The organism is Paenibacillus sp. J22P165, assembly GCF_059692015.1.
Genome location: NZ_JCAUAP010000007.1, coordinates 485,562 through 508,117 on the forward strand (window position 1 = coordinate 485,562; position 22,556 = coordinate 508,117).

A 22,556-nucleotide genomic window follows, 5' to 3' on the forward strand; every position below is an offset into this window, starting at 1 on the left:
AAAGCAGTCGGGCTTTTCTTTCGAATATTATTGCAAACTTTGACCCGAAACCTTACGTAATTCATTCGCAAGTCGATGGAACTCATTCTGTGCGGGGACAGAAGATGTAGCGCCATACCCTGCTGAAAGAAAAGGAATGATCGCATTAGCATCTTTCGCACTCATCGGATAGCTAGGAGGTTCCGGCGTAATGCGTGTATTCCACCAGCCTTCATTTCCGTAAGATTCATCATAATCAATAGCAATTCCATTCGCCATGACATCATTGAGATATTGATAAATATGAATAAACGTCGATTTCTTCCCTGCACTCCAAGCATAGGTCTGCCAGAATCGTGAGCAAGCACCCGCGGCATACACAGCCTCCATCACGGCATAAGAACCATAAACACCTGTCGTGTATGCGGGCGTCGCCTCACTCGCTGCTTTAATATAAGCAATGACCGTTGGCATTTGGGCTGCAGATACATCAAAATCAACGGCAAAATAAATACAACTCCCCGCCGGTTGGCCCACTTGTGCGGCAACTTGTAAAGCAGTTGCTCCGTCTGCCAAACCAGCACTTCTCCCACCTAACGCACGATTTGCAGTAGTCTCATACACGGAAACCAACTGTAAACCAGCTGCGCTAACGGCATCAGCCTCTGCTTTTTTTAATGCCTTCGCACCACTTGGCACCAAATATCTGGCGACAAATTTGAATCCTTGTCCGACGAAAGCAGCCGCTTTTTGTGCCGTAAGCGGTGTTGAACAATCAAACCCTTTCGTCACTTGCAATCACCTACTTTCCAATTGGTATTCTTAGCATATGCCAAAAGTGCGACTCACGACACCTACATGCAACTAACGTCCCATTTTCGGGCACGAAAAAAGGCTCCTCTCCATGGAGAAAAGCCCGCATTATTTTTCTATTTAAACGCAATCTGTTGCTTCTATCCGCTAGGCGACTATCTCATGTGCCTCGATTTGCAACGCCTCTATCCGTTAGTCCTCTTTCGTACCAAATCGGATAGCATTTCGTTCTTTCGCTCGCTGTGCTTCCACTTCACGATTACGGGGCTCTGCATGCGTCACCAGAGATTCCATTAATTTCTGTGCAGCTTGCGCTACTTCTTGAATGGCCAACTGGAATGCTGCCTCATTCGCTTTCGAAGGTTCTGTGAATCCTGAAATTTTGCGTACAAATTGCAAAGACGCAGCACGAATTTCATCCTCCGTTACTGCTGGTTCATAATTGAAAAGCGGCTTAATATTTCGGCACATAACTGACTCCTTCAGGGCTTTTCATCCAATATAATAGATGCTATGTATTTTTACAAGAATGCGCACAAGAAGAATTATATGGAAATCATGACCAGACGGGTTTATGATAGATAGGAGTATTCATAATAACTAGATACGGGTGAGTATATTGTTTCTTTATGACTACATTGTTAATCTATCTATTTTTTCACTCTTTGTCAGCACGCCATTAGTCATACGTTCCTACATTAACCATCGGCCTCTTAAACAACTTCGCCTTTGGGTAGGCATTTATGGGGGACTTGTTTCGATTGTTCTCGTGATCTTAGCAGTCAAACAACAAGGATTTACTTACGACATCCGATACGCCCCTGTCATTCTCGTATTTGCTTATCTGGGGCCAGTCCCAGGGTTAATAACTGGTTTATTCTCTTTACTTGTAAGGCTGTATACGGGTGGGAATTGGACGCCAGCCCTCGTCGGCTGGGCATTGATCATGGTTGCTTTTTCGCTCATACATGCCTATATCTCCAATCTTTCACCACTGAAAAAAAGCATTACGCTATTCGGTGCCTATATTGCACTCTATATATTCACTGTATTTACTTTCCATATTTTAACAGATCAACCACTGTTTCATGGGCAATATCTCTTGTTTGTGATGTTAGGTGTCATCCTAGGAAGCCTACTCATTGAATCCAATGAGAGAGTCCGTAGAATGTTTACAGAGAAAAAACACATCGAGCAAACCCTAGAAGCAAGTAAATCCAAATATCGACTTATCGCTGAGAATACATCGGACTTGATCATGATTATGGATAAAGATCTCTCCATCAGTTACTTTTCGCCTTCCCATGAGACTGTACTGGGCTATAAGGAATCTGTATTGGAAGGTACAGAATTATGTAAGTTCGTACACCCTGATGATGTGTTGATGTTCCTGACTAGAATAAAAAACATGTTCGAACAATTCGAGTCGCACTCGATGGAATTTCGATTTAAACACAATGATGGTCATTGGATCGAATTTGAATCGCGTTGCATGCCGGTCAAAGCAGATTGTGGGAATATTGCCCATATCGTGATTATTAGTCGAGATATTTCCGAACGCAAAAAAGCGGAAGAGTTCCTTTTGCAGTCTGAGAAGCTATCCATCGTTGGAGAAATGGCCGCAGGTGTGGCACATGAAATTCGTAACCCCCTTACAACCATTAAAGGATTTATTCAAATTTACAAAAAGGAAAACCCAGCGATTAAATATAATGATTTACTCCTTAGTGAGCTAGAGCGTATTGAAACCATTACAAGTGAGCTTCTCTCATTGGCCAAACCCCAAGCTATTCAACTTATTCCGACGGATATTAAAGAATTAATTGTTTTTACGATCGAGTTTTTCTCTCCACAGGCACTTTTGCGCAATATTGAAATCAAGCTTTTTTGCGAAGAATCCCTTCTCCTGATTACCTGTGAAAAAAATCAAATCAAACAAGTCTTTTTAAATATTATAAAGAACGCTATAGAGTCGATGCCTAATGGCGGTGAGATTCACATTAGCTTGCACAAGGATGCGGAGAATAAGTGCGTAATTATGTTTAAAGATCAGGGCAGTGGTATACCTGAGGAAATGCTTCCCCGTCTAGGTGAGCCTTTTTATAGCTTGAAAGAAAAGGGCACAGGGCTTGGCCTCATGATCAGTCATAAGATAATTAAGCATCACCATGGCCAAATTACGTATCAAAGCAAGATAAATGAAGGAACCTTGATTGAAGTCAGACTGCCGTTGACTGTTGAATAAAAAGAAAGCCTGAGGATACGTATCCCCAGGCTTTTTTCTCTTATACCATAAACCGATATCCCGAACCCCAAACCGTACCTATGTATTGTGGTTTAGAGGGAATTTCCTCAATCTTTTCTCTAATTCTGGCGATATGAACCGTTACCGTAGAAGCATCACTCATCGCATCCATTCCCCATATCCGCTCGAATAGCTCTTCCTTGCCAAATACGCGATTCGGGTATTGTACTAGAAACAGAAGCAGGTCAAACTCTTTTTGGGCAAGAACCACTTCATCACCGTTCACAAAAACTCTTCGAGCATCCTTTTGAAGCTCAAGTCCCCTAATTTGGATCGTTGTCCCTTCGTTCCCTTTACCAAATCGCTCTTTCATACGCTCAAACTTCTTTAGATGGGCACCTACACGTGCAACGAGCTCACCAGAGCTGAAAGGCTTTGTAATATAATCGTCCGCACCTAGTCCTAAGCCATTAACCTTATAGATTTCCTCTGCTCTCGCAGATACCAGCAGCACCGGAATATCATCCTGCTCGCGGATCGTTCTCAGCACTTCAAATCCATCCATATCAGGCAGCATGATATCTAAGATAACAAGCTTAAACTCTTCCTCTTTGAGCGCTCTCAAACCAGCTGCCCCGTTGTTCACCATCTTAACCGAGTAACCACTCAGTTCAAGGTAGTCCCTTTGTAGATTAGCAATACTTTGATCATCTTCAACAATTAAAATTCTGTTCATCATAACCTCCAAACCTATTTAGAACTTTTTCAGTGATATCATAATCCCGGTACCCTCACCCACCGTGCTTTTAGCCCATATTTTTCCGTCATGTCCTTCAACGATTTGCTTGGCGATCGCTAGACCCAAACCACTACCGCTCTTTCTTGATGGATCCACTTGATAAAATCTCTCGAAAATGAAGGGAAGCTTATCCTCCGGTATCCCGTTTCCATTATCCTTGATTTCAATAATAGCAGAAGTTCTAGTTTCCCTAAGGATAATGTCAATCTTGCCATTTTCTTTTCCAGCATAGGTCATGGCATTGTCAATAATGTTTTGTACGACCCTCTTTAATCGTTCACCATCAATTAATACTTTGACAGGCTCCTTGAGTTCATTCACTAAGGCAATCGACACATTAGCTTTTTCACATTCATATTTATGGTCTGCCACGCAATCCTCGAAATAACTGGCCAGATCACTCTTTTCAAAATGATACGGAAGCTGGTTCAAGTCGAGCTTAGAATATAAAAGAAGATCATCAATCATCGCATTGACCAAAATGGCTTTGGATCGCGCTGTTTCCAGATATTCCTCCATTTTCTCAGGCGTCTTGGCTACCCCATCAATAATACCTTCAATATATCCTTTAATGGAAGTCACAGGAGTCTTTAAGTCATGCGAAATACTTGAAACAAGAAACTTCCGATTATCATCATATTTTTGTTGTAAGTGAACAGACTCCTTCAACTTAATCCGCATTAATTCCAAAGTTTGGCCCAATTCCCGAATCTCACCTTCGCCATCTTCCGCGATCTCTCCGCTCAGATCGCCGTCCCTTATTTTTATCGCAGCATCCTTCAATCTGGAGATCGGAATAATAATTCCGCGGGAGAACTTATAGGAAATCCAAAAATTCATCAGCATAAAAACAACTGTGAAAAAGCTGACCGTAAAGATACCAAGCGACCAATATAAGTTGGTCTTTATCTTGATTGGCGCAAGCAGCAACAGAACACCTCTGTCGCCAGAAGGGAGATTGTAATCCGCTCGATTAAACATATACATGCTGCCATCAAGCTCTAACTCATCCCGATTAGACTCGCTGGTCAGCATTAAGCTTTTCTCTATTTCTATCTTATTAAAATTATGAGTGGCAAACAAAACCTCTCGATTAAGGATAATGATTGCATGGGCATCCAAAACGTTCACACGATCAGACAACTCTTGTTGATATTTCTTATCCAAAAGTTCCTCGAATTTAAAGGTCTGCGCTTCTCTTTTGATTTCACTGATGGCTGCCCGGACCTCGAACGTATGTTGAAATTCTTTTATACTGGCTTCGCGACCAAAAACTTTCGCATACGCAGCAACAAAAATAATGACAGCCAGAATCGTCAAACCAATCGATAGCAGCACAGCCAGTGTATTCATCGTGAAAAAACGTTTCGTTAAGTGCATGTAGATTCCTTTCTAGACGTCCTTCTTAAATATCCTTCCGGTCAAACAAATAATAGCCCGTCGTAAATAACATAATACCACAACCGGACATGATTAGAATCTGGCGGATTATTTTGAAGAAATTGATCGATTCAGAGATCCAGAGCGTATACCAATCAAACATCGACGTGATAAAAAAGCTCGAATACGATGAGAATACAATGCCAAGAAAATTAAATCCAATAAACACAAGGATGGCGAGGAAAAATACAGCTAGTCCTCCCTGAATTAAGTTGGATAACAGCACAACGATCAGTGCAAACACAAATACAGGGAAAAAAGTTAAGCCATAGGCCACGATCACTTTAAAAATTCCAACCATACTGGCAGACGAAGGATTAAAAATAAAACCAGCTAGAAGCGAAAGCACCATGATAAACAAAAGGTTACCAGCAATAAAAAGAGCTAAATTCAATACCTTTGCGCTAAACACACCGAATCTGGAAACGGGTCTCAAAAGTGTTATTTTCATCGTATTCGATGAGGACTCACCATTAAACATATCAATCGCCACAAAAACAGCAAACAGTGGTAATAGCGTGTAAGAAATAAACGTTAATACAGCTATAGGAAATTCAACACTCCCTACCACTCGTAATCCAAAACCATGCTTAATCGTCGTGACAGCAATTTGACCGATCAGTACGGCAAGAATGGACAATATCGCGGCTGCCATTATTTTTTTCTTTTTGAGCAGCTTCACGGTCTCGTTGATAAACGCAGCTTTAAACCCTTCCATTCCTGTCCACCTCACTAACAAAATAATTCTCAAGCGATGAATAGAAGGAAAGAATATTTTGGGTATATTCTACATTCACCAGCTTGCCGCCATAAATAATACCAATTCTCGTACATGTTAATTCCACATCGTGAATCAAGTGACTGGAAATAAAGAAAGTCGTGCCTTTTTGGGAGAGTTGTTTAATCAACTTCCTCATCTCCAGCATGCCTTCTACATCCAACCCGTTCAGGGGCTCGTCCAAAATTAACAATTTCGGTCTAGATAAAATCGCCGCCGCTATACCGAGTCTTTGTTTCATCCCGAGTGAAAATTTTTGTGATTTTTCATTTTTATATTTCAACATCCCCGTGATTTCAAGACATTCATCAATTCTTCGCTGATCGACATCTGGATAGAATCTAGCAAACAGCTTTAGATTTTCATTTGCTGTCAAATAGGGATACGACTCCGCTGTTTCAATAATACAGCCTACATGTTTCATAGCATTCACATAATCTTCTGCCACGCTCGCTCCGAAAATCTTCACATCGCCTCGGTCGGGCTTCATAAGACCTGTTATCATCTTCATTGCCGTTGTTTTCCCTGCGCCGTTAGGTCCGAGAAAACCAAAGATATCCCCTTGATCGACATCTAAGTTCAACTCGCTAATTCCCCGGCCATTCGTAAATGACTTGGTTAAGCCCGTTATTTCAATCGCCTTGACTGTCAATTCATCTCATCTCCCTAAAAATGCTCAGGAAGCCGCATAAGCAGCCTCCTGAGAATCATTCCTATTCAAATATCCGTCTAAACTCTCCATCATAGAATGGCTTCATGCTGTTGCTTTGTTTGTAATCATTTTTATCTCTAATTGCAAGATTCATATCAAAATAAATCTTACCTGGCTGGTTAGGATGTACCATTCCTTGTTTCTGTTCACCTTTTGAATCCGTGTAAGTAAACATAGGAGACGTCGCTAGGTTGTATTCAAAATTAAATGCATCCTTGTTTGGATACTCGCTCTCAAAACCAGGAATGACAGTTTCGGAATACGATCCTGAAATTTTATCGCCTTCTACGCTTGTGATTTTAACTGTTCTCTCACCAATCTTCGTGAATTTACCGTTTTTGTCCATAATAATATCGTTTTGATAGGTTCCCACATATTTAGTGCTGAACCCACTATTCTGACTAACCTTCTCAACTTTAGCCGTGCTAAGATCAGGCTTGTTAATCTTCGTACTGCCAATCTCAGACAGCTTTAGCATAACATTGAGGTTTAAGTCATGCTGAACCCCATTTTTATCTTTACCTGACAGCGTGATCTCACCCGTTAGATTTTCTAGATAGCCATCCTTACTTTCATTTGCCGTACCTATAACCTTTTTCACGAAAATATCGCTCTCTATAGCTGGTAAATCTCTTTCATTATCCAGCATCTGTTTAATACCGAAGGAGGATACTGCATTCACGAGTGCCGGTACTTGTGCCTCGGACAAACTTCCGGAAAACACTTTACCGCCGTCTGCTCCTTCTTCAACTTGTACATAATCTTTCAAGGAGCCAACTACGGCATCGACGATTTTCTCTACCTCACTTGCACCTTTTTGATTAAAAGGGTTATCGAAATCGGCAGGTCCTCTACGGTTTTGGTTCATTTCTCCCGAATGATCAAATACATAATATGTATTGTCCAATTCGTTTTTGTCTATCGTTTGCTTCTTGTCGGAATACGTATATCTGGAGGTCGTTTCACCTTTAGCGTTTTTCGTTACCTCTTTATTCTCTTTGACTTGGTTAGCCGTATCCATCTTCTGGAAATTTGAGGATTGCAGTAAAATTTGATCATTATCTTTCAACGTATACATCGTCTCAACCGTGTAGTTATTAAGACCCTTTTCCATCACAGAAGCCGTATTTTTCACTGAATCCTTCAAACGGTCATATCCGGATCCAAGCAACGCATCAGCGAATGCTGTAGAAACAAACAGACAAGCTCCAATCGTGAATGAAAGAACAGTAACTGATTTTTTGCTAAGTTTCATCTCTTTTCTCCTTTATAAAAATAATTTGCGGGAAACGTTTCCTTACTAGTTATTTTATTATACGCTTATTGAATCCATCTAAATGGATTATTAACAAAGTATTAACTCTTTTTATGAAATGGCGTAGCTGCCAAATTTAAAATGGTAGGAGACTGATTCTGGATGAGTAATTTGGTGAAGTTGCCTAAAGCTGCTGTTTTGGGGGCTGCAAATGGCGTAATGTTCATGACTATTTTTGGAGCACTATGGGCTTCCATAGGTATTGTTGGCTCCCATCAATTTGGAGCTCCATGGCCACTTGTTCTCTCCGCTATGGTGACAGTCATCTTATTGAGTGGAGCCATTTCACTATTTGTTAAATCTCGTAGCATAAATCATACTGTAACGCCGAAGGAAAAAGAAGACTGGAAACGAGTTAATCGGAAATTCGGTTTGATATTTGGGTTGGAAGGTCTTGCGATCTTTCTAGCAAGTGTAATCTGCAGCAAGCTCAATCATTTTGAACTCTTTTTCCCCATCATGGCTATGATTGTAGGTATTCATTTCTTTCCTTTAGCACGTTTGTTTCATGAAAATTTTTATTATGGTACAGGTACGGTTCTTTGTATATTAGGCATTATTTCTTTCTTCCTCCCCCTCGACGCCACGATCGGCAGCGTATCTATTGTTGTGATGTCTACTTTTATCGGTTTCGGGTCTGCAGTGACCTTATGGGTTACAGGGGTTAGAATCTGGGTAACTACGGTAAAAAAGTTGAAGCAATAAGGAGTAACGCCGTGTGTACACTCGTATGCACAAAAAGAAACAAGCCCCTCATTCCCATCAACAGCATGATGAAAACGAGAGGCTTGTTATGTTTTTAAATAAATAAAAACCCTTATCTACCAAGGGTTTCCGTACTATGGGCCCAGAGGGACTCGAACCCCCGACCAATCGGTTATGAGCCGACCGCTCTAACCAACTGAGCTATAGGCCCTAATGAAATTTGGTTGCGGGGGCAGGATTTGAACCTGCGGCCTTCGGGTTATGAGCCCGACGAGCTACCGAGCTGCTCCACCCCGCGTCATGTATGCCGCTCAACAGCGACAAAAATAAATATACACTAACGGCGCAGACTTAGTCAAGCGTTAATTTTATGCATATTCAAATTCATTTAGGTATTGTATCTGACGCCAAAGCGTCCTTTTTTCGACTTATACACCTCTACTTCTTGCGGGCATTCGTACCCATAAATCCACCAATCTTCTTCCATTCGTTTCGCTAAACAACCTGCTTGAAACTTCGAATCGTATAATTTTGCCCAATAGATCCAGTTCATCTTCATCACTCCATTGTAGTCAGTTCGTTACATTTAGCTTATCCATAAAAAGGTTCTCTTATTAGCATTCAATGTTTAGACATGATCTTGAAGAACGAAAAGCCAACTTATTTGACCAGTTGATAAATAAAATGTGACGGTTTGCTGGAATAGCAGGAATTTCCTTGTTTTTGGGGAAGTTAAGTGATGTAGACTATTTGGCATTAGAAAAAGGAGAAGACACCCATGATCGAAACAATCAAAAGCTACCTACAAACGCATAGGGACGAACATATAGATCAACTCTTGGCGTTTTTGCGTATTCCAAGCATTAGTGCAGTTGCCCAGCACCAACCAGATATCGTCCGTTGCGCGGAATGGACCGCTGACTCCTTGAAAAAAGCAGGCCTTGAAAATATTGAAATTATGCCGACAAAAGGTCACCCTGTCGTTTATGCAGATTGGTTGCATGCCCCAGGCAAACCGACGGTTTTAATCTATGGGCATTATGATGTACAACCCGCTGAGCCATTAGAGCTGTGGGAAACACCTCCTTTTGAACCGATTATCCGTGATAATAAATTGTTCGGTCGTGGCAGTACAGACGACAAAGGCCAACTTCTCCTCTATGTAAAAGTTGTTGAAGCCTTCTTACAAACACATGGCTCACTTCCGGTTAACGTGAAATTCTGCATCGAAGGTGAAGAGGAAATTGCGAGTAAGAATCTTCCTGCATTTGTAGAAGAACATGCCGCCAAATTGCAAGCTGACTCCATTGTACTTTCGGACACACAAATGCACGGCCCTGGCAAACCAGCCCTGATGTATGGACTTCGCGGCTTAGCGGGATTCGAAATCACGATGGATGGTGCCAACAGTGATTTACATTCCGGCCTTTTCGGCGGTGCGGTACAAAACCCGATTCATGCTATGTCCAAGCTTCTCAGTTCTTTTCATGACGAGAATGGCCGTGTGGCTGTAGAAGGTTTTTATGACCGAGTCATTGAACTTTCGGATAAAGAACGTGAAGCGTTCAAGCTGGTTGAGCCTGATGAGAACAAGGTTAAGTCGAATTTGAGCGTTACAGAACTCTATGGGGAGCAAGGCTTCTCCTTTTACGAACAAACGACCTCCCGACCTACGCTTGAAATCACATCCGTGAGCGGCGGCTTTCAGGGCGAGGGAATTAAACCCATCATCCCTAATCGTGCAACAGCTAAAATTGCCTGTCGCTTAGTCGCTGCACAGGTTCCAGAGGAAATCATGGATTTGGTCGAATCTCATATTCATGCCCAAACGCTTCCAGGTGTGACCATTACATTAGATCGCCAATTGCGAGGAAATCCTTTCATTACACCTATTGATGAGCCAGTAATGGTAGCCGCAGCGGAAGCTTATCAAGAGACGTTCGGTGAATGGCCAGTGTATACACGTAGTGGAGGGTCGATTCCGATTGTTGAAGTGTTAGGACGTGTATTAGATGCACCTGTGGTGCTTATGGGCTTCGGGTTGCCAGGGGAAAATCTGCATGCGCCGAATGAGCATTTCCATCTCATGAATTGGGACAATGGGACAGAGACGATTAGTCGTTACTGGTTGAAGCTTGCTGGTTTGGCTGCAACTACAACAGAATCTAACTAACGCCAACAAAGCCAGGGGCAAAGGAGTAACTCTATGGGGAAGCAATTACATTTGCGTGATGCACAATTAGATGATTTAGAAGAAATCGTACGTATCTACAATTCAACGATTGCGGGACGCATGGTTACTGCAGATACAGAGCCTGTTACAACAGCTTCACGTGAGCACTGGTTTCATGAACACTCTGCTGACTTCCGCCCACTATGGGTACTTGAAAATGAGAAAGGCATCTGTGGCTGGCTGAGTTTTCAGTCCTTCTATGGGCGTCCCGCCTATAACGCAACAGCGGAAGTAAGCATTTACGTAGACGAAGCCTCTCGTGGTCAAGGTATTGGTCGTTACTTGATGGAGCATGCGCTTGAAGCTAGTCCAAGACTTGGGCTCAAATCCTTGCTTGGTTTTATTTTCGGGCACAATGAGCCAAGCCTCCAGCTTTTCCGCAAATTCGGCTTCACCAATTGGGCGCATTTGCCTGGCGTCGCTGAGTTAGATGGCGTTGAGCGGGATCTGATTATTCTCGGTAAGCGCGTAGGTTAAACGATACTCGTAAACAAAATAAATAAACGCCTACACCGTCCTTCGGGGACGGGAGCGTTTATGATAAGAAGCGCTACTCCTCCCTACCTGCGAAATGCGAAAAACATTTCGGTGATGGGGAGTTGTGGCGCTTATTTGCTGATCCTCAGGGAAAACTTGCTCTAATCCAGAGTTCTGTTTCCATTTTGATGTAAAAACTACAGCTAATACGAGCTTTTCTTCTTCATGATTTGAAATAAATGGATTTTCTACAGCTAATCTAGTCGAAAACGAGGAATTTACTCAAATCAATCGAAATTACCTGTACATTTTCCATCTATTCAATTCAAACACATGAATTCAGCGAAATTAAATGGAGGAAATCCATCTATCCTTTCGTCACAATCGCCTCTACCTCGATCTCAATCAACAATTGTGGGTCAATCAGCGCCTTCACTTCAACCATCGTGGCCACTGGCTGCACTTCGCGGAAATATTCCCCATGCGCCTTGCCGAACTCTTCCCATAACGAAATATCCGTTACGAACATCCGGGTACGCACCACATCGGAAAGCTGACCACCTAACTCCTGCAACGCCTGTTCAATCGTTTGAAGAATGAATCGAGCTTGCTCATAGGGGTTGCCTACACCAACTACCTCGCCATCCTTCATCGCCGTTGTGCCCGCTACTTCAATTCGTTCACCTACACGAATGGCCCGGCAATAGCCGACCACAGGTTCCCAAGGCGAGCCCGTAAACACTCTAGTTCGATTCATCTCTTGTGATGCCCCCTACGTTATAAGTAAGCTGCTAATTTCGCTTGTAAACCCTCTGTCACAGGCAAAAGGGGTAACCGTAACGCGCCAGACGCGATGACGCCTTGTTGTTGAAGCAACCATTTGATCGGAGCTGGATTCGGCTCTTGAAAGAGAAGACGAATCAGCGGTAACAACTCCGCAAATTCCCGATGGCTCTGGGCATGTGCCCCCTCCACAAAGCTGCGGATAAAAGATACAAACTTCTCTGTCTCCACATTCGCTGACGCACTCATTACACCCTTGGCACCAGCTTGTAGCGCAGCATATAGCAAGGTGTCTTCGCCGCACAGAACTGGTTTTGACCCTAGTCTAGTCAACTCCGTGACAAGCCCAATGTTCGGTGTGCTATCCTTCATCCCAATGACACCATTGATATCCAGGATAGAACGCACGGTATCAAGCTCAAGTGTCACACCTGTGCGATGCGGCACTTCATACAAAATCACAGGTACACCAACCTCCGCTACCCGGCGAAAATGTTCAATAATCCCCTGCTGACTTGGCTTGTTATAATATGGAACCACAACTAATACGGCTTCCGCACCTAGTTTGCCTGCTTCCTCTGTTTTTCGAACCGTTGAACGTGTATCGTTCGTTCCTGTTCCTACGACGATAGGCACATCAGCATGAGCGGCATCACGAGCGGCTTGTGCGGTAGCAAATAGAACACCCAACTCGTCTTGCGAAATGGTCGGTGATTCTCCTGTTGTCCCGTTGACTACCAACCCATCTATTTCATCTTGAAACAAGTTATACGCTTGATTATAAAAGGATGCGGCATCCACTTCAAATTCTTCATCAAAGGGGGTAACGATGGGTACGTAAATCCCCTGTAGTTTTTTTTCTTTTAGCAAAATAACCATCTCCCTGCATCGTTTGTTTGTACATTTACTTTAGCATGGAACTTACCATCACAGTTAGCTATAATAAATGATAGAACTCATCAAAAATATTGATAATAAAGTGAGGCCAATCATGGATCTGACCTATTTCCGCACCTTTCGGGAAGTTGCCCGCAGGAAAAGCTTTACACGTGCTGCAGAGGAATTGGGCTATGCGCAATCAAGCATAACGATGCAAATTCAAAAGCTAGAACGTGAATATGGTGTCCCTTTATTCGAAAGGTATGGCCGACAGTTGCGCCTTACGCCTCCTGGTGAAAGCTTACTTGTGCTAACCCAACAAATGCTGGAGCTTTATGATCAATCCAAAGAAATGATAGCCAATCAAGTCAGTGGAACTTTGACGATCGGGACGATTAACTCGTTAGCTGCGTATTATTTGCCTCCTTTTTTACATGAGCTTAAACAACTCTACCCTGGACTGAATATCCAGCTATTCCCTGACAGTGAATCCTCTATCCTCACCAAGGTAAAAGAAGGAGACTATGATATTGGACTTCTATTGGATCAATATCCTGCAGACCCTGCACTCGCGTGTACACGCATCCGAGAAGAACAACTCGTAATTATAGCGCCTCTGGATCACCCTTTGGCGAAACAACCGCAGATCGAACTTGCGGATCTTGGTCATACCGAATTTATCGTTACTGAAAATGGTTGTATCTATCGTGGGAGGTTCGAACGGTTGCTGAAGGACAACGCCGTCGCTTTACAGATCGGCTTTGAGTTAGGCAATATCGAAACAATCAAACACTGTGTCATGAGCGGCTTAGGGCTCGCGCTATTACCCCATATCACCGTTGCGAGTGAGCTGGCTAGCGGCACACTCGTACAGCTCCCTTTCTCCCATACACAGCTTTCTGTGGACTTACAGGTCATTCTTCATCCGAAAAAATGGATGTCACAACCCCTGCACACATTCCTCCAATTGCTTACGAAATCACAACTGTCGAAATAAACGTAAAAAAAGAAGCTCTCCTTTGCGAAAAGGTAGAGCTTCTTCTAATGTATAAACGCAAGTTGCCAGATTAGCCCCAAGTGCGGCGCCGCTGGAACGGTAACTTAACTTGGTTTCGGCAAGATCTTGTCGTCTGGTTTAAGACTCTTCTAGTATAGGTGAATCCGTACACTTCGTCAATTCGCGTCACAGATCTGCCTAATTAAGCACCGTAAGCAGATGGATTAACTCGCCACGAACGCAAAAGCTCCATATCGGATTGCTGGATGGCTCCTTTTTCCAAAGCAACCTCAAGCAAAGTCGAATAGTTGGAAAGCGTCTGAAGTGGCATATCTGCTGCCGCGAAAGCATCTGTCGCTTTATCCAGCTGATAGGAGAAAATCGCAAGGACACCGAGTGCCTCAGCTCCTGCATCTTTTACCGCAACTGCTGCTTTCAACGAGCTTCCGCCTGTAGAAATCAGATCTTCGATGACGATGACTTTTTGACCTGGTTTCACAGAACCTTCGATCAAGTTCTCTTTGCCATGCCCTTTCGCTTTATCGCGAATGTAGATCATCGGAAGGCCTAGCTTTTGAGCTACCCAAGCGGCGTGAGGGATACCAGCCGTAGCTGTTCCTGCAACAACTTCAGTCTCTGGAAACTTCTCTTTGATCAACGCGACGAAGCCATCAGCAATCGCTTCGCGAATCGCTGGGTGGGACATCGTCAAACGGTTATCACAATAAATCGGTGATTTCAAGCCAGATGTCCATGTAAAAGGTTGTTGCGGACGAAGCGCTACCGCTTCAATATCTAATAACGACGCTGCAATATGCTGCGCGATGGTTTCGAGCTTACTCATACCTCACCGTTCCTTTCGATGTTCAATTCAACTAGCTTCCACTTCACTACTACACGACGGAAGCGATAATCGCTTCAATCGCTGCTCTCGGGTCCGCTGCGCCTGTGATCGGACGCCCGATCACGACGTAGTCCGTCCCCTGCGCGAACGCCTCAGCCGGCGTCATGATGCGCGACTGGTCGCCCACGTCCGCTCCCGCCGGGCGGATGCCTGGCGTCACGGTGACGAAGCCGTCACCGCACGCCGCCTTAATCGCCGTCACCTCAAGCGGTGACGCGACGACCCCTTGCAGTCCCGCGGCTTGCGCCAAGCGGGCATACCGAATGACGGCCTGCTCGGTTGTACCGGCAAGGCCGATCTCGTCATTCAGCACCTGCTGCGAGGTGCTGGTCAATTGCGTCACGCCGATCACGATCGGGCGTGTTGCCCCAACAGCCAGCCCCTTGTCGACACCCTCCAAGGCGGCTTCCATCATGTACTTGCCTCCGGCTGCATGCACATTGAACACATCAACCCCAAGGCGCGTCACGCTCTCCGCGCCGCCCTTGACCGTGTTCGGAATGTCATGCATCTTCACGTCGAGGAACACCTTATAGCCGCGATCCTTCAGACTCGCGACAAAGGTAGGACCTGCAGCATAAAACAGCTGCATTCCTACCTTTACATAACACGGAATGCCTTCGAGCTGCTTAAGCAGCCCTTCAGCACTTTCCGCGTTCGCGTAGTCCAAGGCGACCATAATGCGTCCGGTAACATCGTTGCAAGTTAACGTACTCATCTTTGGCACCGTCCTTTAGACATGTATTGGCATTGCACGTGAGGAGAAGTTAATGGCTTCAAGCATATTCACTAGCGCTCTTACAGTATCAAGGGATGTCATACACACAACACCGTTCTCTACTGCTTCACGACGAATACGGAAGCCGTCACGCTCAGGCGTTTTGCCCTTAGTCAACGTATTCACCACGAACTGAGCATCACCGCTGCGGATGAGGTCAAGAATGTTTGGTGAACCTTCACTAAGTTTGTTGACGGTTGTAACTGGAAGGCCAGCTTGAGCAATCGCCTCAGCAGTTCCACCTGTTGCGATAATTTTGTAGCCCAGGCGGTAGAAGCCTTTCAAGATTTCAATCGCTTCATCTTTATCTTTATCCGCTACGGTTACCACGACGGAACCTGCAGCAGGGATCTTCATACCAGCGCCGATTAGACCTTTGTATAGCGCTTTTGCAAAGTTAACATCACGGCCCATCACTTCACCAGTTGATTTCATTTCAGGTCCGAGTGTTGTATCTACACGGCGCAGCTTCGCGAAGGAGAATACAGGAACTTTGACAGAAACGTATTTATCTTCTGGCCATAGACCACTTTGGTAACCCATATCAGCAAGCGATTGACCCATGATTACGCGTGTTGCCACGTTCGCCATCGGGATGTTCGTCACTTTGCTCAAGAAAGGTACTGTTCTGGATGAACGTGGGTTAACCTCGATCACATACACTTGATCGTTATGAATAACGAACTGGATGTTCACAAGACCAACGACATTCAGCTCAAGACCGATTTTCGTCGTGATATCAATGATTTGTTGCTTAATCTCATCCGAGATGGATTGTGGTGGATATACCGCAATGGAGTCACCAGAGTGAACCCCTGCGCGTTCCACGTGTTCCATGATCCCTGGGATTAGAACCGTTTCTCTATCGCAAATCGCGTCAACCTCTACCTCTTTACCAAGCATGTAGCGGTCAATTAGAACCGGATGTTCTGGGTTAATTTTCACCGCATACTCCATGTAGCTCAAAAGCTCTTCATCCGAGTAGACGATTTCCATAGCACGTCCACCAAGTACGTAAGAAGGACGAACGATAACCGGATAACCGAATTTCGCTGCTGTACCTACCGCTTGATCAACAGAAGTTACTGTACCGCCTGGAGGTTGTGCAACCGAAATTTTGCTAAGCAAAGCTTCGAATTTCTTACGATCTTCCGCTGTATCGATACTTTCAAGGTCAGAACCAAGGATGCGAACGCCAGCTTTGTGTAGTGGTGCAGCCAAGTTGATTGCTGTTTGTCCACCGAACTGAACGATAACACCGATCGGTTGCTCACGCTCGATTACGTTCATAACATCTTCGAAGAACAATGGCTCGAAGTACAAGCGATCCGATGTATTGAAGTCCGTGGATACTGTCTCTGGATTGTTGTTGATAATAACCGCTTCATAGCCAGCAGCTTGGATCGCCCATACCGCGTGAACGGTGGAGTAATCGAACTCGATCCCTTGACCGATACGAATTGGACCCGATCCTAGAACAACAACTTTCTGTTTCGTCGTTTCAGTCACTTCATCTTCTTGCTCGTAAGTTGAGTAGTAGTAAGGTGTTGAAGCTTCGAACTCAGCTGCGCAAGTATCAACCATTTTGTAAACAGGTTTAATGTTGTTTTGCAAACGGAATGTTCTTACATCGGCTTCTTTCGTATAGGTCGTGCAACCTGCCAATGTACGAATTTCTGCTACAGCACGGTCTGTGAAGCCTTTACGCTTAATTTCGAAAATAAGCTCAGCTGTCAACTCTTTCGCTGCAATTTCAGTTTCATAGGCAATAAGTCCACTTAATTTGTTTAGGAACCACCAGTCAATTTTCGTCAAATTTTGCAGTTGCTCCACAGTATAACCTCTGCGGAACGCTTCTGCTAGTAAGAACAGACGCTCATCATCTGGTTTTTGAAGACGAAGCTCTAATGTTGCTGTATCCAGTAAGTCCGTTTCTTTCAAGAACAGGCGGTGAACACCGATTTCAAGGGAACGAACAGCTTTTTGAATGGACTCTTCGAACGTACGGCCAATCGCCATCACTTCGCCAGTCGCTTTCATTTGTGTACCTAGTTTACGGTTAGCCGCAGTGAATTTATCAAACGGCCAGCGTGGGATTTTGGATACGATGTAATCTAGCGCAGGCTCGAAACAAGCATACGTTTGACCTGTTACTGGATTGACAAGCTCATCAAGCGTGTAGCCAATCGCAATTTTCGCAGCCATTTTCGCAATCGGATATCCTGTTGCTTTGGAAGCAAGCGCGGATGAACGGCTAACACGCGGGTTAACTTCGATTACGTAATATTGGAAGCTGTGCGGATCAAGCGCGTACTGTACGTTACAACCGCCTTCGATGTTCAAGGCACGAATGATTTTCAAGGACGCGGAACGCAGCATTTGGTACTCACGGTCTGACAACGTTTGGCTAGGTGCTACAACGATGCTATCGCCTGTATGTACGCCAACTGGGTCAAAGTTCTCCATGTTACACACAACGATACAGTTATCGTTCGCATCACGCATAACTTCATACTCGACTTCTTTCATACCCGCGATACTGCGCTCTACGAGACACTGACCGATTGGGCTGTAACGAATACCGGAAGCAACGATTTCCACTAGCTCTTCCATTGTGTTACAGATACCGCCGCCTGTACCACCTAGTGTGTAAGCAGGACGAATAATGATTGGGAAGCCGATTTCATTAGCAAAATCAACCGCTTGTGCTACTGTCGTTACGATAACACTATCTGGTACCGGTTGCTCTAGTTCTCTCATCAAGTCTCTGAAAAGATCACGATCTTCCGCTTTCTCAATCGCTGTCAGCTGTGTACCTAGTAGTTTAACGTTCTCGCTCTCTAGTACGCCTGCACGTGCAAGCTCAACAGCCATGTTCAGACCCGTTTGACCACCAAGGGTAGGAAGCAATCCGTCTGGACGTTCTTGACGAATGATTTGCGTCACAAACTCAAGCGTAATGGGTTCGATGTATACTTTGTCAGCCATGTTCGTATCTGTCATGATCGTAGCTGGGTTGCTGTTGATCAAGATAACTTCCATGCCTTCTTCTTTCAACGCTTGGCAAGCTTGTGTTCCCGCGTAGTCGAACTCCGCCGCTTGACCAATAACGATCGGTCCGGAACCGATAACGAGAATCTTTTTGAGTGTATTATTTTTAGGCATTTTGCAGTTCCTCCTTCACAGATGTCGATGCCGTGGAAGCATTCCACTGAGCAAGCATTTGCGCTTGGCGCGGCTGCTGTGGGTTATCTAGTTTGTGCTGACGAATCAGCGAGATGAAATCATCGAACAAGTAGCTGGAGTCGAATGGTCCAGGTGCTGCCTCTGGGTGATATTGAACCGAGAATGCTGGGTATTGCTTATGGCGTAAGCCTTCGATCGTGCGATCGTTATTGTTAATGTGCGTCACTTCAAGGTTAGTTCCTTGAACGGAATCTTCCTTCACCGTGTAGCCATGGTTTTGCGATGTAATGTAGCAACGTCCGGAGATCAAATCTTTAACCGGGTGGTTACCGCCGCGGTGACCGAATTTCAATTTATCTGTATCAGCGCCGCAAGCGAGTGCGAACAATTGGTGTCCTAAGCAAATTCCGAATAGTGGAATGTCGCCAAGCAAGCCTTTAATCATTTCAACTGCATGAGGAACATCTTTCGGATCCCCAGGGCCGTTGGAAAGCAATACGCCGTCTGGAGCTAAGCGACGAATTTGTTCAGCTGTTGCGTTTTGAGGAACAACCACAACATCACAATCGCGCTTGCTTAGATCGCGGATAATACCGCTTTTTGCGCCGAAGTCAACAAGGACAATGCGCTCTTTGTGGCCAGGTGCACCGAACACGCTTTTCGTTGAAACACGGGAAACTTGATCCGTCATAAGCGGTGTATTTTTAAGTGTAGCCATCAATTCTTCTACGGATTTATTGGAAGTTGTAATGATACTTTTCATTACGCCATAGTGACGGATTTTGCGAGTCAACATACGCGTATCGATGCCGCTGATACCAACGATGCCGTATTCTTTCAACAGGCTGCCTAGTGTGTATTGCGCTCTCCAGTTACTTGGAATCTCTTCATGCTCACGTACAACGAAACCGTGGATGAATGGACGTACGGACTCGAAGTCATCACGAATGACACCGTAGTTCCCTTGTAGTGGATAAGTCATCGTGACGATTTGTCCACAGTATGAAGGATCCGAAAGTACCTCTTGATAACCTGTCATCCCTGTATTGAATACAACCTCGCCGACGGATTCACCTTCACTACCGAACGATTTTCCTGTAAAAAGAGTGCCGTCTTCCAGCAACAATCTTGCCTGCATGTTCTTTCAACTCCTTCGCTATTGTCAGGCGGTTCTCACGAACCGCAGATGTCATGTTTACGATACTACATGTCACGGACTTGCATAAACATAAATCTTCTTGTATAAATATACACGATTTTTCATTCATCGTATAGATGCTTCTCATGATTTGGGCTTTAAATTTAAGGCTATTTCTTGAACTTAGGAGTAAACAACTTTACCCGAAGCAATCGTGACAACCGGCCAACCTTGCAGCTCCCAACCGATGAACGGGGTGTTCTTACTGCGAGAAACGATTTCTTCCTTCACAACCGCGCGTGTTGTATCCAAATCAACGATCGTAATGTCAGCCGCGCTGCCCACTTCCAAAGTCCCGTACGGAAGTCCGAATACATCAGCTGGCTTTTTCGTCATACGATCTACAAGGAACCCAAGTGTCCATTTGCCTGTAAGCACGAATTTTGTATAAAGCAAGGAGAATGCTGTTTCGAAACCGAGGATTCCGAATGGCGCCAACAACATGCCTTTCGCCTTCTCTTCTTCGGTATGCGGCGCATGATCTGTCACGATAATGTCGATGGTGCCATCTTCTAGCGCTTCAATAACAGCCTGTACGTCACGTGGTGTACGAAGTGGCGGGTTCATCTTCCAGTTTGCGTCCATCCCCGGGATGTCTTCTTCAGAGAGAAGCAGATGATGCGGGCACACTTCAGCAGTAACTTTAATGCCGAACTGTTTGGCGTGACGGATCAAGCGAACGGATTGCTCTGTGCTGACGTGACAAACGTGGTAGTGTACCCCAGTTGCTTCCGCAAGAAGTACGTCGCGGCCAACATGAATCGCTTCGGATTCATTCGGGATACCTTTCAGACCATGCTTTGTCGCGAAAGTCCCTTCGTTCACCGGAGCTCCTACAACCAACGTGTCATCTTCGCAATGTGCGATAATCGGCATGCCGAGTGATGCAGCTAGTGCCATCGCATCTTTCATCATTTGCGCGCTTTGAACGCCTACGCCATCATCGGTATAACCGATAACGCCTGCTTCTTTCAATGCTGCGAAGTCAGTTAATTCACGGCCCAGCTCGTTTTTCGTGATCGTTCCGTAAGGAATGACACGAACGACACCTTCTGTAGCCGCTTTATCCAATATGTAGTTAACGGTGTCTACCGTATCAATAACCGGGCGTGTATTCGGCATACAAGCGATTGTTGTAAAACCACCTCTTGCAGCAGAACGAGTACCCGTAGCAATGTTTTCTTTATGTTCAAAGCCAGGCTCTCTCAAATGTACGTGCATATCAACGAATCCCGGTGATACAAGCTTACCTCCAGCATCAATGACTTCATGATGGTCTGTTTGTAGTGTCTCGCCGTTCGTAGCATCTATAACCTGTGCGATTTTATCATTCTCTACTAAAATGTGTTTCTTCGTCTCTACATTATTAACATCAACGGTAAGTCCGTTCAGAATCCAAATTCCCATGCTGTGAAAATCCTCCTCAGGTTTTATGATAATGCTCGTTCGATGACAGCCATGCGAATCGGCACACCGTGAGCGATTTGGGTGAAGATTTTAGACTTCTCATGTTCAACAAGCTCATCATCCAATTCAACGTTGCGATTAACAGGTGCAGGATGCATGATAATCGCATGTGGTGCCATGCGGCTTGCACGTTCTACAGTTAATCCATATTGTGCGCGGTATTCTTCGGCTGAGTTCAACAATCCTGTGTCATGGCGCTCTAACTGCACACGAAGCATCATTACGACATCAGCTTTCAATGCCTCTTCGAAAGATACATAAGGTGCGAATTGTGCCAACTCAGGAGCTTGCATACTAGCAGGAGCACAGAATTGAACTTTCGCTCCTAGCGCGATGAGACCCCATAGGTTCGAGCGTGCTACTCGGCTGTGCAGGATGTCTCCGATAATGGAGACAGTCAAACCTTTGATAGCGCCGAACTGCTTGCGCATCGTATAGAAATCAAGCAGCGCTTGCGTTGGATGCTCGTTGTTGCCATCCCCTGCGTTGATGAGCGGGATTTTGATTTTCTCAGCGAGCTCTTGCAGCACGCCATTAGGCTTTAGTCGAATCACACCTGCGTCAATCCCCATGGATTCAAGCGTGCGAACTGTATCGTAGATGGACTCGCCTTTTTGCACACTGGATTCAGCTGACGAGAAGTTCAGCACATCTGCACCTAAGCGCTTTTGCGCTAGCTCGAAGGAGAACCGGGTTCTTGTACTATTTTCAAAAAATAAGTTAGATACGAATTTCCCATTGAATTGGTTATTTACTTTGTTAGGGCTTTGTTCCCAATAGGCTGCACGATCAAGAATGCTTGTGATCTCCTCTGCACTTACGCCTTTCAGTCCCAAGAAATGTCTAGTTGTATATGTACTCACGCTAC

At 44.8% G+C, this 22,556-nt stretch carries 21 protein-coding genes and 2 tRNA genes; 5 read left to right on the forward strand and 18 right to left on the reverse strand.

Translation table 11 applies throughout. The annotated features are described in order from the left end of the window. Window positions 1-27: 27 nt before the first annotated feature. Together AC58QM_RS19765 and AC58QM_RS19770 are read right to left on the reverse strand one after the other, a co-directional pair. On the reverse strand, window positions 28-771 hold the full coding sequence (locus tag AC58QM_RS19765; RefSeq protein WP_497286562.1) for a DUF1906 domain-containing protein: 744 nt from the start codon (window positions 769-771) through the stop codon (window positions 28-30). 213 nt (window positions 772-984) lie between these two features. Next, complete coding sequence (locus AC58QM_RS19770) at window positions 985-1,263, reverse strand: DUF2277 domain-containing protein (protein WP_497286563.1); 279 nt, start codon at window positions 1,261-1,263, stop codon at window positions 985-987. 148 nt (window positions 1,264-1,411) lie between these two features. On the opposite strand from AC58QM_RS19770, the gene AC58QM_RS19775 reads away from it, so the two are divergent. Further along, window positions 1,412-3,037, forward strand: a complete 1,626-nt coding sequence (locus tag AC58QM_RS19775; RefSeq protein WP_497286564.1) for an ATP-binding protein — start codon at window positions 1,412-1,414, stop codon at window positions 3,035-3,037. Between the two features lie 40 nt (window positions 3,038-3,077). Here the strand turns inward: AC58QM_RS19775 and AC58QM_RS19780 are convergent, their stop codons facing one another. The 5 genes from AC58QM_RS19780 to AC58QM_RS19800 all read right to left on the reverse strand — a co-directional run bounded on the left by AC58QM_RS19780 (window position 3,078) and on the right by AC58QM_RS19800 (window position 8,021). After that, entirely contained in the window at window positions 3,078-3,773 is a 696-nt protein-coding gene (locus AC58QM_RS19780; protein ID WP_497286617.1) for a response regulator transcription factor, read from the reverse strand. Between the two features lie 18 nt (window positions 3,774-3,791). Continuing rightward, window positions 3,792-5,216, reverse strand: coding sequence for a sensor histidine kinase (locus AC58QM_RS19785; protein WP_497286565.1), 1,425 nt, complete (start codon window positions 5,214-5,216; stop codon window positions 3,792-3,794). Window positions 5,217-5,241: 25 nt separating this feature from the next. After that, window positions 5,242-5,994 carry an ABC transporter permease gene (locus AC58QM_RS19790; protein ID WP_497286566.1) on the reverse strand — a complete coding sequence of 251 codons (753 nt, stop codon included), beginning with the start codon at window positions 5,992-5,994 and terminating at the stop codon, window positions 5,242-5,244. Then, window positions 5,981-6,706, reverse strand: coding sequence for an ABC transporter ATP-binding protein (locus AC58QM_RS19795; protein ID WP_497286567.1), 726 nt, complete (start codon window positions 6,704-6,706; stop codon window positions 5,981-5,983). Before AC58QM_RS19795 ends, AC58QM_RS19790 begins: the two co-directional genes overlap by 14 nt. 61 nt (window positions 6,707-6,767) lie before the next feature. Further along, a complete protein-coding gene (locus AC58QM_RS19800; protein WP_497286568.1) occupies window positions 6,768-8,021 on the reverse strand; it encodes a hypothetical protein in 1,254 nt (417 codons plus the stop codon). 162 nt (window positions 8,022-8,183) lie between these two features. Between AC58QM_RS19800 and AC58QM_RS19805 the strand changes: the two genes are divergently transcribed. Further along, window positions 8,184-8,786 carry a hypothetical protein gene (locus tag AC58QM_RS19805; protein ID WP_497286569.1) on the forward strand — a complete coding sequence of 201 codons (603 nt, stop codon included), beginning with the start codon at window positions 8,184-8,186 and terminating at the stop codon, window positions 8,784-8,786. A 137-nt stretch (window positions 8,787-8,923) separates the two neighbouring features. Here AC58QM_RS19805 and AC58QM_RS19810 read toward each other — a convergent pair. From AC58QM_RS19810 to AC58QM_RS19820, 3 genes are all read right to left on the reverse strand, one after another. Next, window positions 8,924-8,997: transfer RNA gene (locus AC58QM_RS19810), tRNA-Ile, on the reverse strand. 10 nt (window positions 8,998-9,007) lie between these two features. Further along, a tRNA-Met gene (locus AC58QM_RS19815) sits at window positions 9,008-9,084 on the reverse strand. 90 nt (window positions 9,085-9,174) lie between these two features. Then, a complete protein-coding gene (locus AC58QM_RS19820) occupies window positions 9,175-9,339 on the reverse strand; it encodes a hypothetical protein (RefSeq protein ID WP_167356966.1) in 165 nt (54 codons plus the stop codon). Window positions 9,340-9,564: 225 nt separating this feature from the next. Here AC58QM_RS19820 and AC58QM_RS19825 point away from each other — a divergent pair, with 225 nt between their 5' ends. Together AC58QM_RS19825 and AC58QM_RS19830 are read left to right on the forward strand one after the other, a co-directional pair. Continuing rightward, window positions 9,565-10,959 carry a dipeptidase gene (locus AC58QM_RS19825; RefSeq protein ID WP_497286570.1) on the forward strand — a complete coding sequence of 465 codons (1,395 nt, stop codon included), beginning with the start codon at window positions 9,565-9,567 and terminating at the stop codon, window positions 10,957-10,959. A 33-nt stretch (window positions 10,960-10,992) separates the two neighbouring features. Next, entirely contained in the window at window positions 10,993-11,496 is a 504-nt protein-coding gene (locus AC58QM_RS19830) for a GNAT family N-acetyltransferase (RefSeq protein WP_497286571.1), read from the forward strand. 367 nt (window positions 11,497-11,863) lie between these two features. On the opposite strand, the gene AC58QM_RS19835 is transcribed toward AC58QM_RS19830, so the two are convergent. Both AC58QM_RS19835 and dapA read right to left on the reverse strand, forming a co-directional pair. Further along, window positions 11,864-12,253 carry a RidA family protein gene (locus AC58QM_RS19835; RefSeq protein ID WP_497286572.1) on the reverse strand — a complete coding sequence of 130 codons (390 nt, stop codon included), beginning with the start codon at window positions 12,251-12,253 and terminating at the stop codon, window positions 11,864-11,866. Between the two features lie 20 nt (window positions 12,254-12,273). Beyond that, complete coding sequence (gene dapA, locus AC58QM_RS19840; RefSeq protein ID WP_497286573.1) at window positions 12,274-13,158, reverse strand: 4-hydroxy-tetrahydrodipicolinate synthase; 885 nt, start codon at window positions 13,156-13,158, stop codon at window positions 12,274-12,276. Window positions 13,159-13,270: 112 nt separating this feature from the next. Here dapA and AC58QM_RS19845 point away from each other — a divergent pair, with 112 nt between their 5' ends. Beyond that, window positions 13,271-14,155, forward strand: a complete 885-nt coding sequence (locus AC58QM_RS19845) for a LysR family transcriptional regulator (protein WP_497286574.1) — start codon at window positions 13,271-13,273, stop codon at window positions 14,153-14,155. 202 nt (window positions 14,156-14,357) lie between these two features. Here the strand turns inward: AC58QM_RS19845 and pyrE are convergent, their stop codons facing one another. The 6 genes from pyrE to AC58QM_RS19875 form a co-directional block, all read right to left on the reverse strand. Then, window positions 14,358-14,999: an orotate phosphoribosyltransferase gene (gene pyrE / locus AC58QM_RS19850; RefSeq protein ID WP_497286575.1), complete on the reverse strand. Its 642-nt coding sequence runs from the start codon at window positions 14,997-14,999 to the stop codon at window positions 14,358-14,360. A gap of 49 nt (window positions 15,000-15,048) precedes the next feature. After that, on the reverse strand, window positions 15,049-15,777 hold the full coding sequence (gene pyrF, locus AC58QM_RS19855; protein ID WP_497286576.1) for an orotidine-5'-phosphate decarboxylase: 729 nt from the start codon (window positions 15,775-15,777) through the stop codon (window positions 15,049-15,051). A gap of 15 nt (window positions 15,778-15,792) precedes the next feature. Beyond that, window positions 15,793-19,002, reverse strand: a complete 3,210-nt coding sequence (gene carB / locus AC58QM_RS19860; RefSeq protein WP_497286577.1) for a carbamoyl-phosphate synthase large subunit — start codon at window positions 19,000-19,002, stop codon at window positions 15,793-15,795. Continuing rightward, window positions 18,995-20,161, reverse strand: a complete 1,167-nt coding sequence (carA, locus tag AC58QM_RS19865) for a glutamine-hydrolyzing carbamoyl-phosphate synthase small subunit (protein ID WP_310227087.1) — start codon at window positions 20,159-20,161, stop codon at window positions 18,995-18,997. The genes carB and carA overlap by 8 nt, the downstream gene beginning before the upstream one ends. Before the next feature lie 183 nt (window positions 20,162-20,344). Beyond that, a complete protein-coding gene (gene pyrC / locus AC58QM_RS19870) occupies window positions 20,345-21,628 on the reverse strand; it encodes a dihydroorotase (RefSeq protein WP_497286578.1) in 1,284 nt (427 codons plus the stop codon). Between the two features lie 23 nt (window positions 21,629-21,651). After that, entirely contained in the window at window positions 21,652-22,551 is a 900-nt protein-coding gene (locus AC58QM_RS19875) for an aspartate carbamoyltransferase catalytic subunit (protein WP_497286579.1), read from the reverse strand. Window positions 22,552-22,556: the final 5 nt, after the last annotated feature.

What these genes read in the sequence shown, in the direction of transcription:
- AC58QM_RS19805 (WP_497286569.1), top strand. Translation starts at nt 8,184, where the DNA reads ATGAGTAATTTGGTGAAGTTGCCTAAAGCTGCTGTTTTGGGGGCTGCA.
- AC58QM_RS19845 (WP_497286574.1), top strand. Translation starts at nt 13,271, where the DNA reads ATGGATCTGACCTATTTCCGCACCTTTCGGGAAGTTGCCCGCAGGAAA.
- carA (WP_310227087.1), bottom strand. Translation starts at nt 20,161, where the DNA reads ATGCAGGCAAGATTGTTGCTGGAAGACGGCACTCTTTTTACAGGAAAA.
- carB (WP_497286577.1), bottom strand. Translation starts at nt 19,002, where the DNA reads ATGCCTAAAAATAATACACTCAAAAAGATTCTCGTTATCGGTTCCGGA.
- AC58QM_RS19825 (WP_497286570.1), top strand. Translation starts at nt 9,565, where the DNA reads ATGATCGAAACAATCAAAAGCTACCTACAAACGCATAGGGACGAACAT.
- pyrE (WP_497286575.1), bottom strand. Translation starts at nt 14,999, where the DNA reads ATGAGTAAGCTCGAAACCATCGCGCAGCATATTGCAGCGTCGTTATTA.
- AC58QM_RS19780 (WP_497286617.1), bottom strand. Translation starts at nt 3,773, where the DNA reads ATGAACAGAATTTTAATTGTTGAAGATGATCAAAGTATTGCTAATCTA.
- AC58QM_RS19830 (WP_497286571.1), top strand. Translation starts at nt 10,993, where the DNA reads ATGGGGAAGCAATTACATTTGCGTGATGCACAATTAGATGATTTAGAA.
- pyrF (WP_497286576.1), bottom strand. Translation starts at nt 15,777, where the DNA reads ATGAGTACGTTAACTTGCAACGATGTTACCGGACGCATTATGGTCGCC.
- AC58QM_RS19800 (WP_497286568.1), bottom strand. Translation starts at nt 8,021, where the DNA reads ATGAAACTTAGCAAAAAATCAGTTACTGTTCTTTCATTCACGATTGGA.
- AC58QM_RS19790 (WP_497286566.1), bottom strand. Translation starts at nt 5,994, where the DNA reads ATGGAAGGGTTTAAAGCTGCGTTTATCAACGAGACCGTGAAGCTGCTC.
- AC58QM_RS19770 (WP_497286563.1), bottom strand. Translation starts at nt 1,263, where the DNA reads ATGTGCCGAAATATTAAGCCGCTTTTCAATTATGAACCAGCAGTAACG.
- pyrC (WP_497286578.1), bottom strand. Translation starts at nt 21,628, where the DNA reads ATGGGAATTTGGATTCTGAACGGACTTACCGTTGATGTTAATAATGTA.
- AC58QM_RS19835 (WP_497286572.1), bottom strand. Translation starts at nt 12,253, where the DNA reads ATGAATCGAACTAGAGTGTTTACGGGCTCGCCTTGGGAACCTGTGGTC.
- AC58QM_RS19785 (WP_497286565.1), bottom strand. Translation starts at nt 5,216, where the DNA reads ATGCACTTAACGAAACGTTTTTTCACGATGAATACACTGGCTGTGCTG.
- AC58QM_RS19820 (WP_167356966.1), bottom strand. Translation starts at nt 9,339, where the DNA reads ATGAACTGGATCTATTGGGCAAAATTATACGATTCGAAGTTTCAAGCA.
- dapA (WP_497286573.1), bottom strand. Translation starts at nt 13,158, where the DNA reads ATGGTTATTTTGCTAAAAGAAAAAAAACTACAGGGGATTTACGTACCC.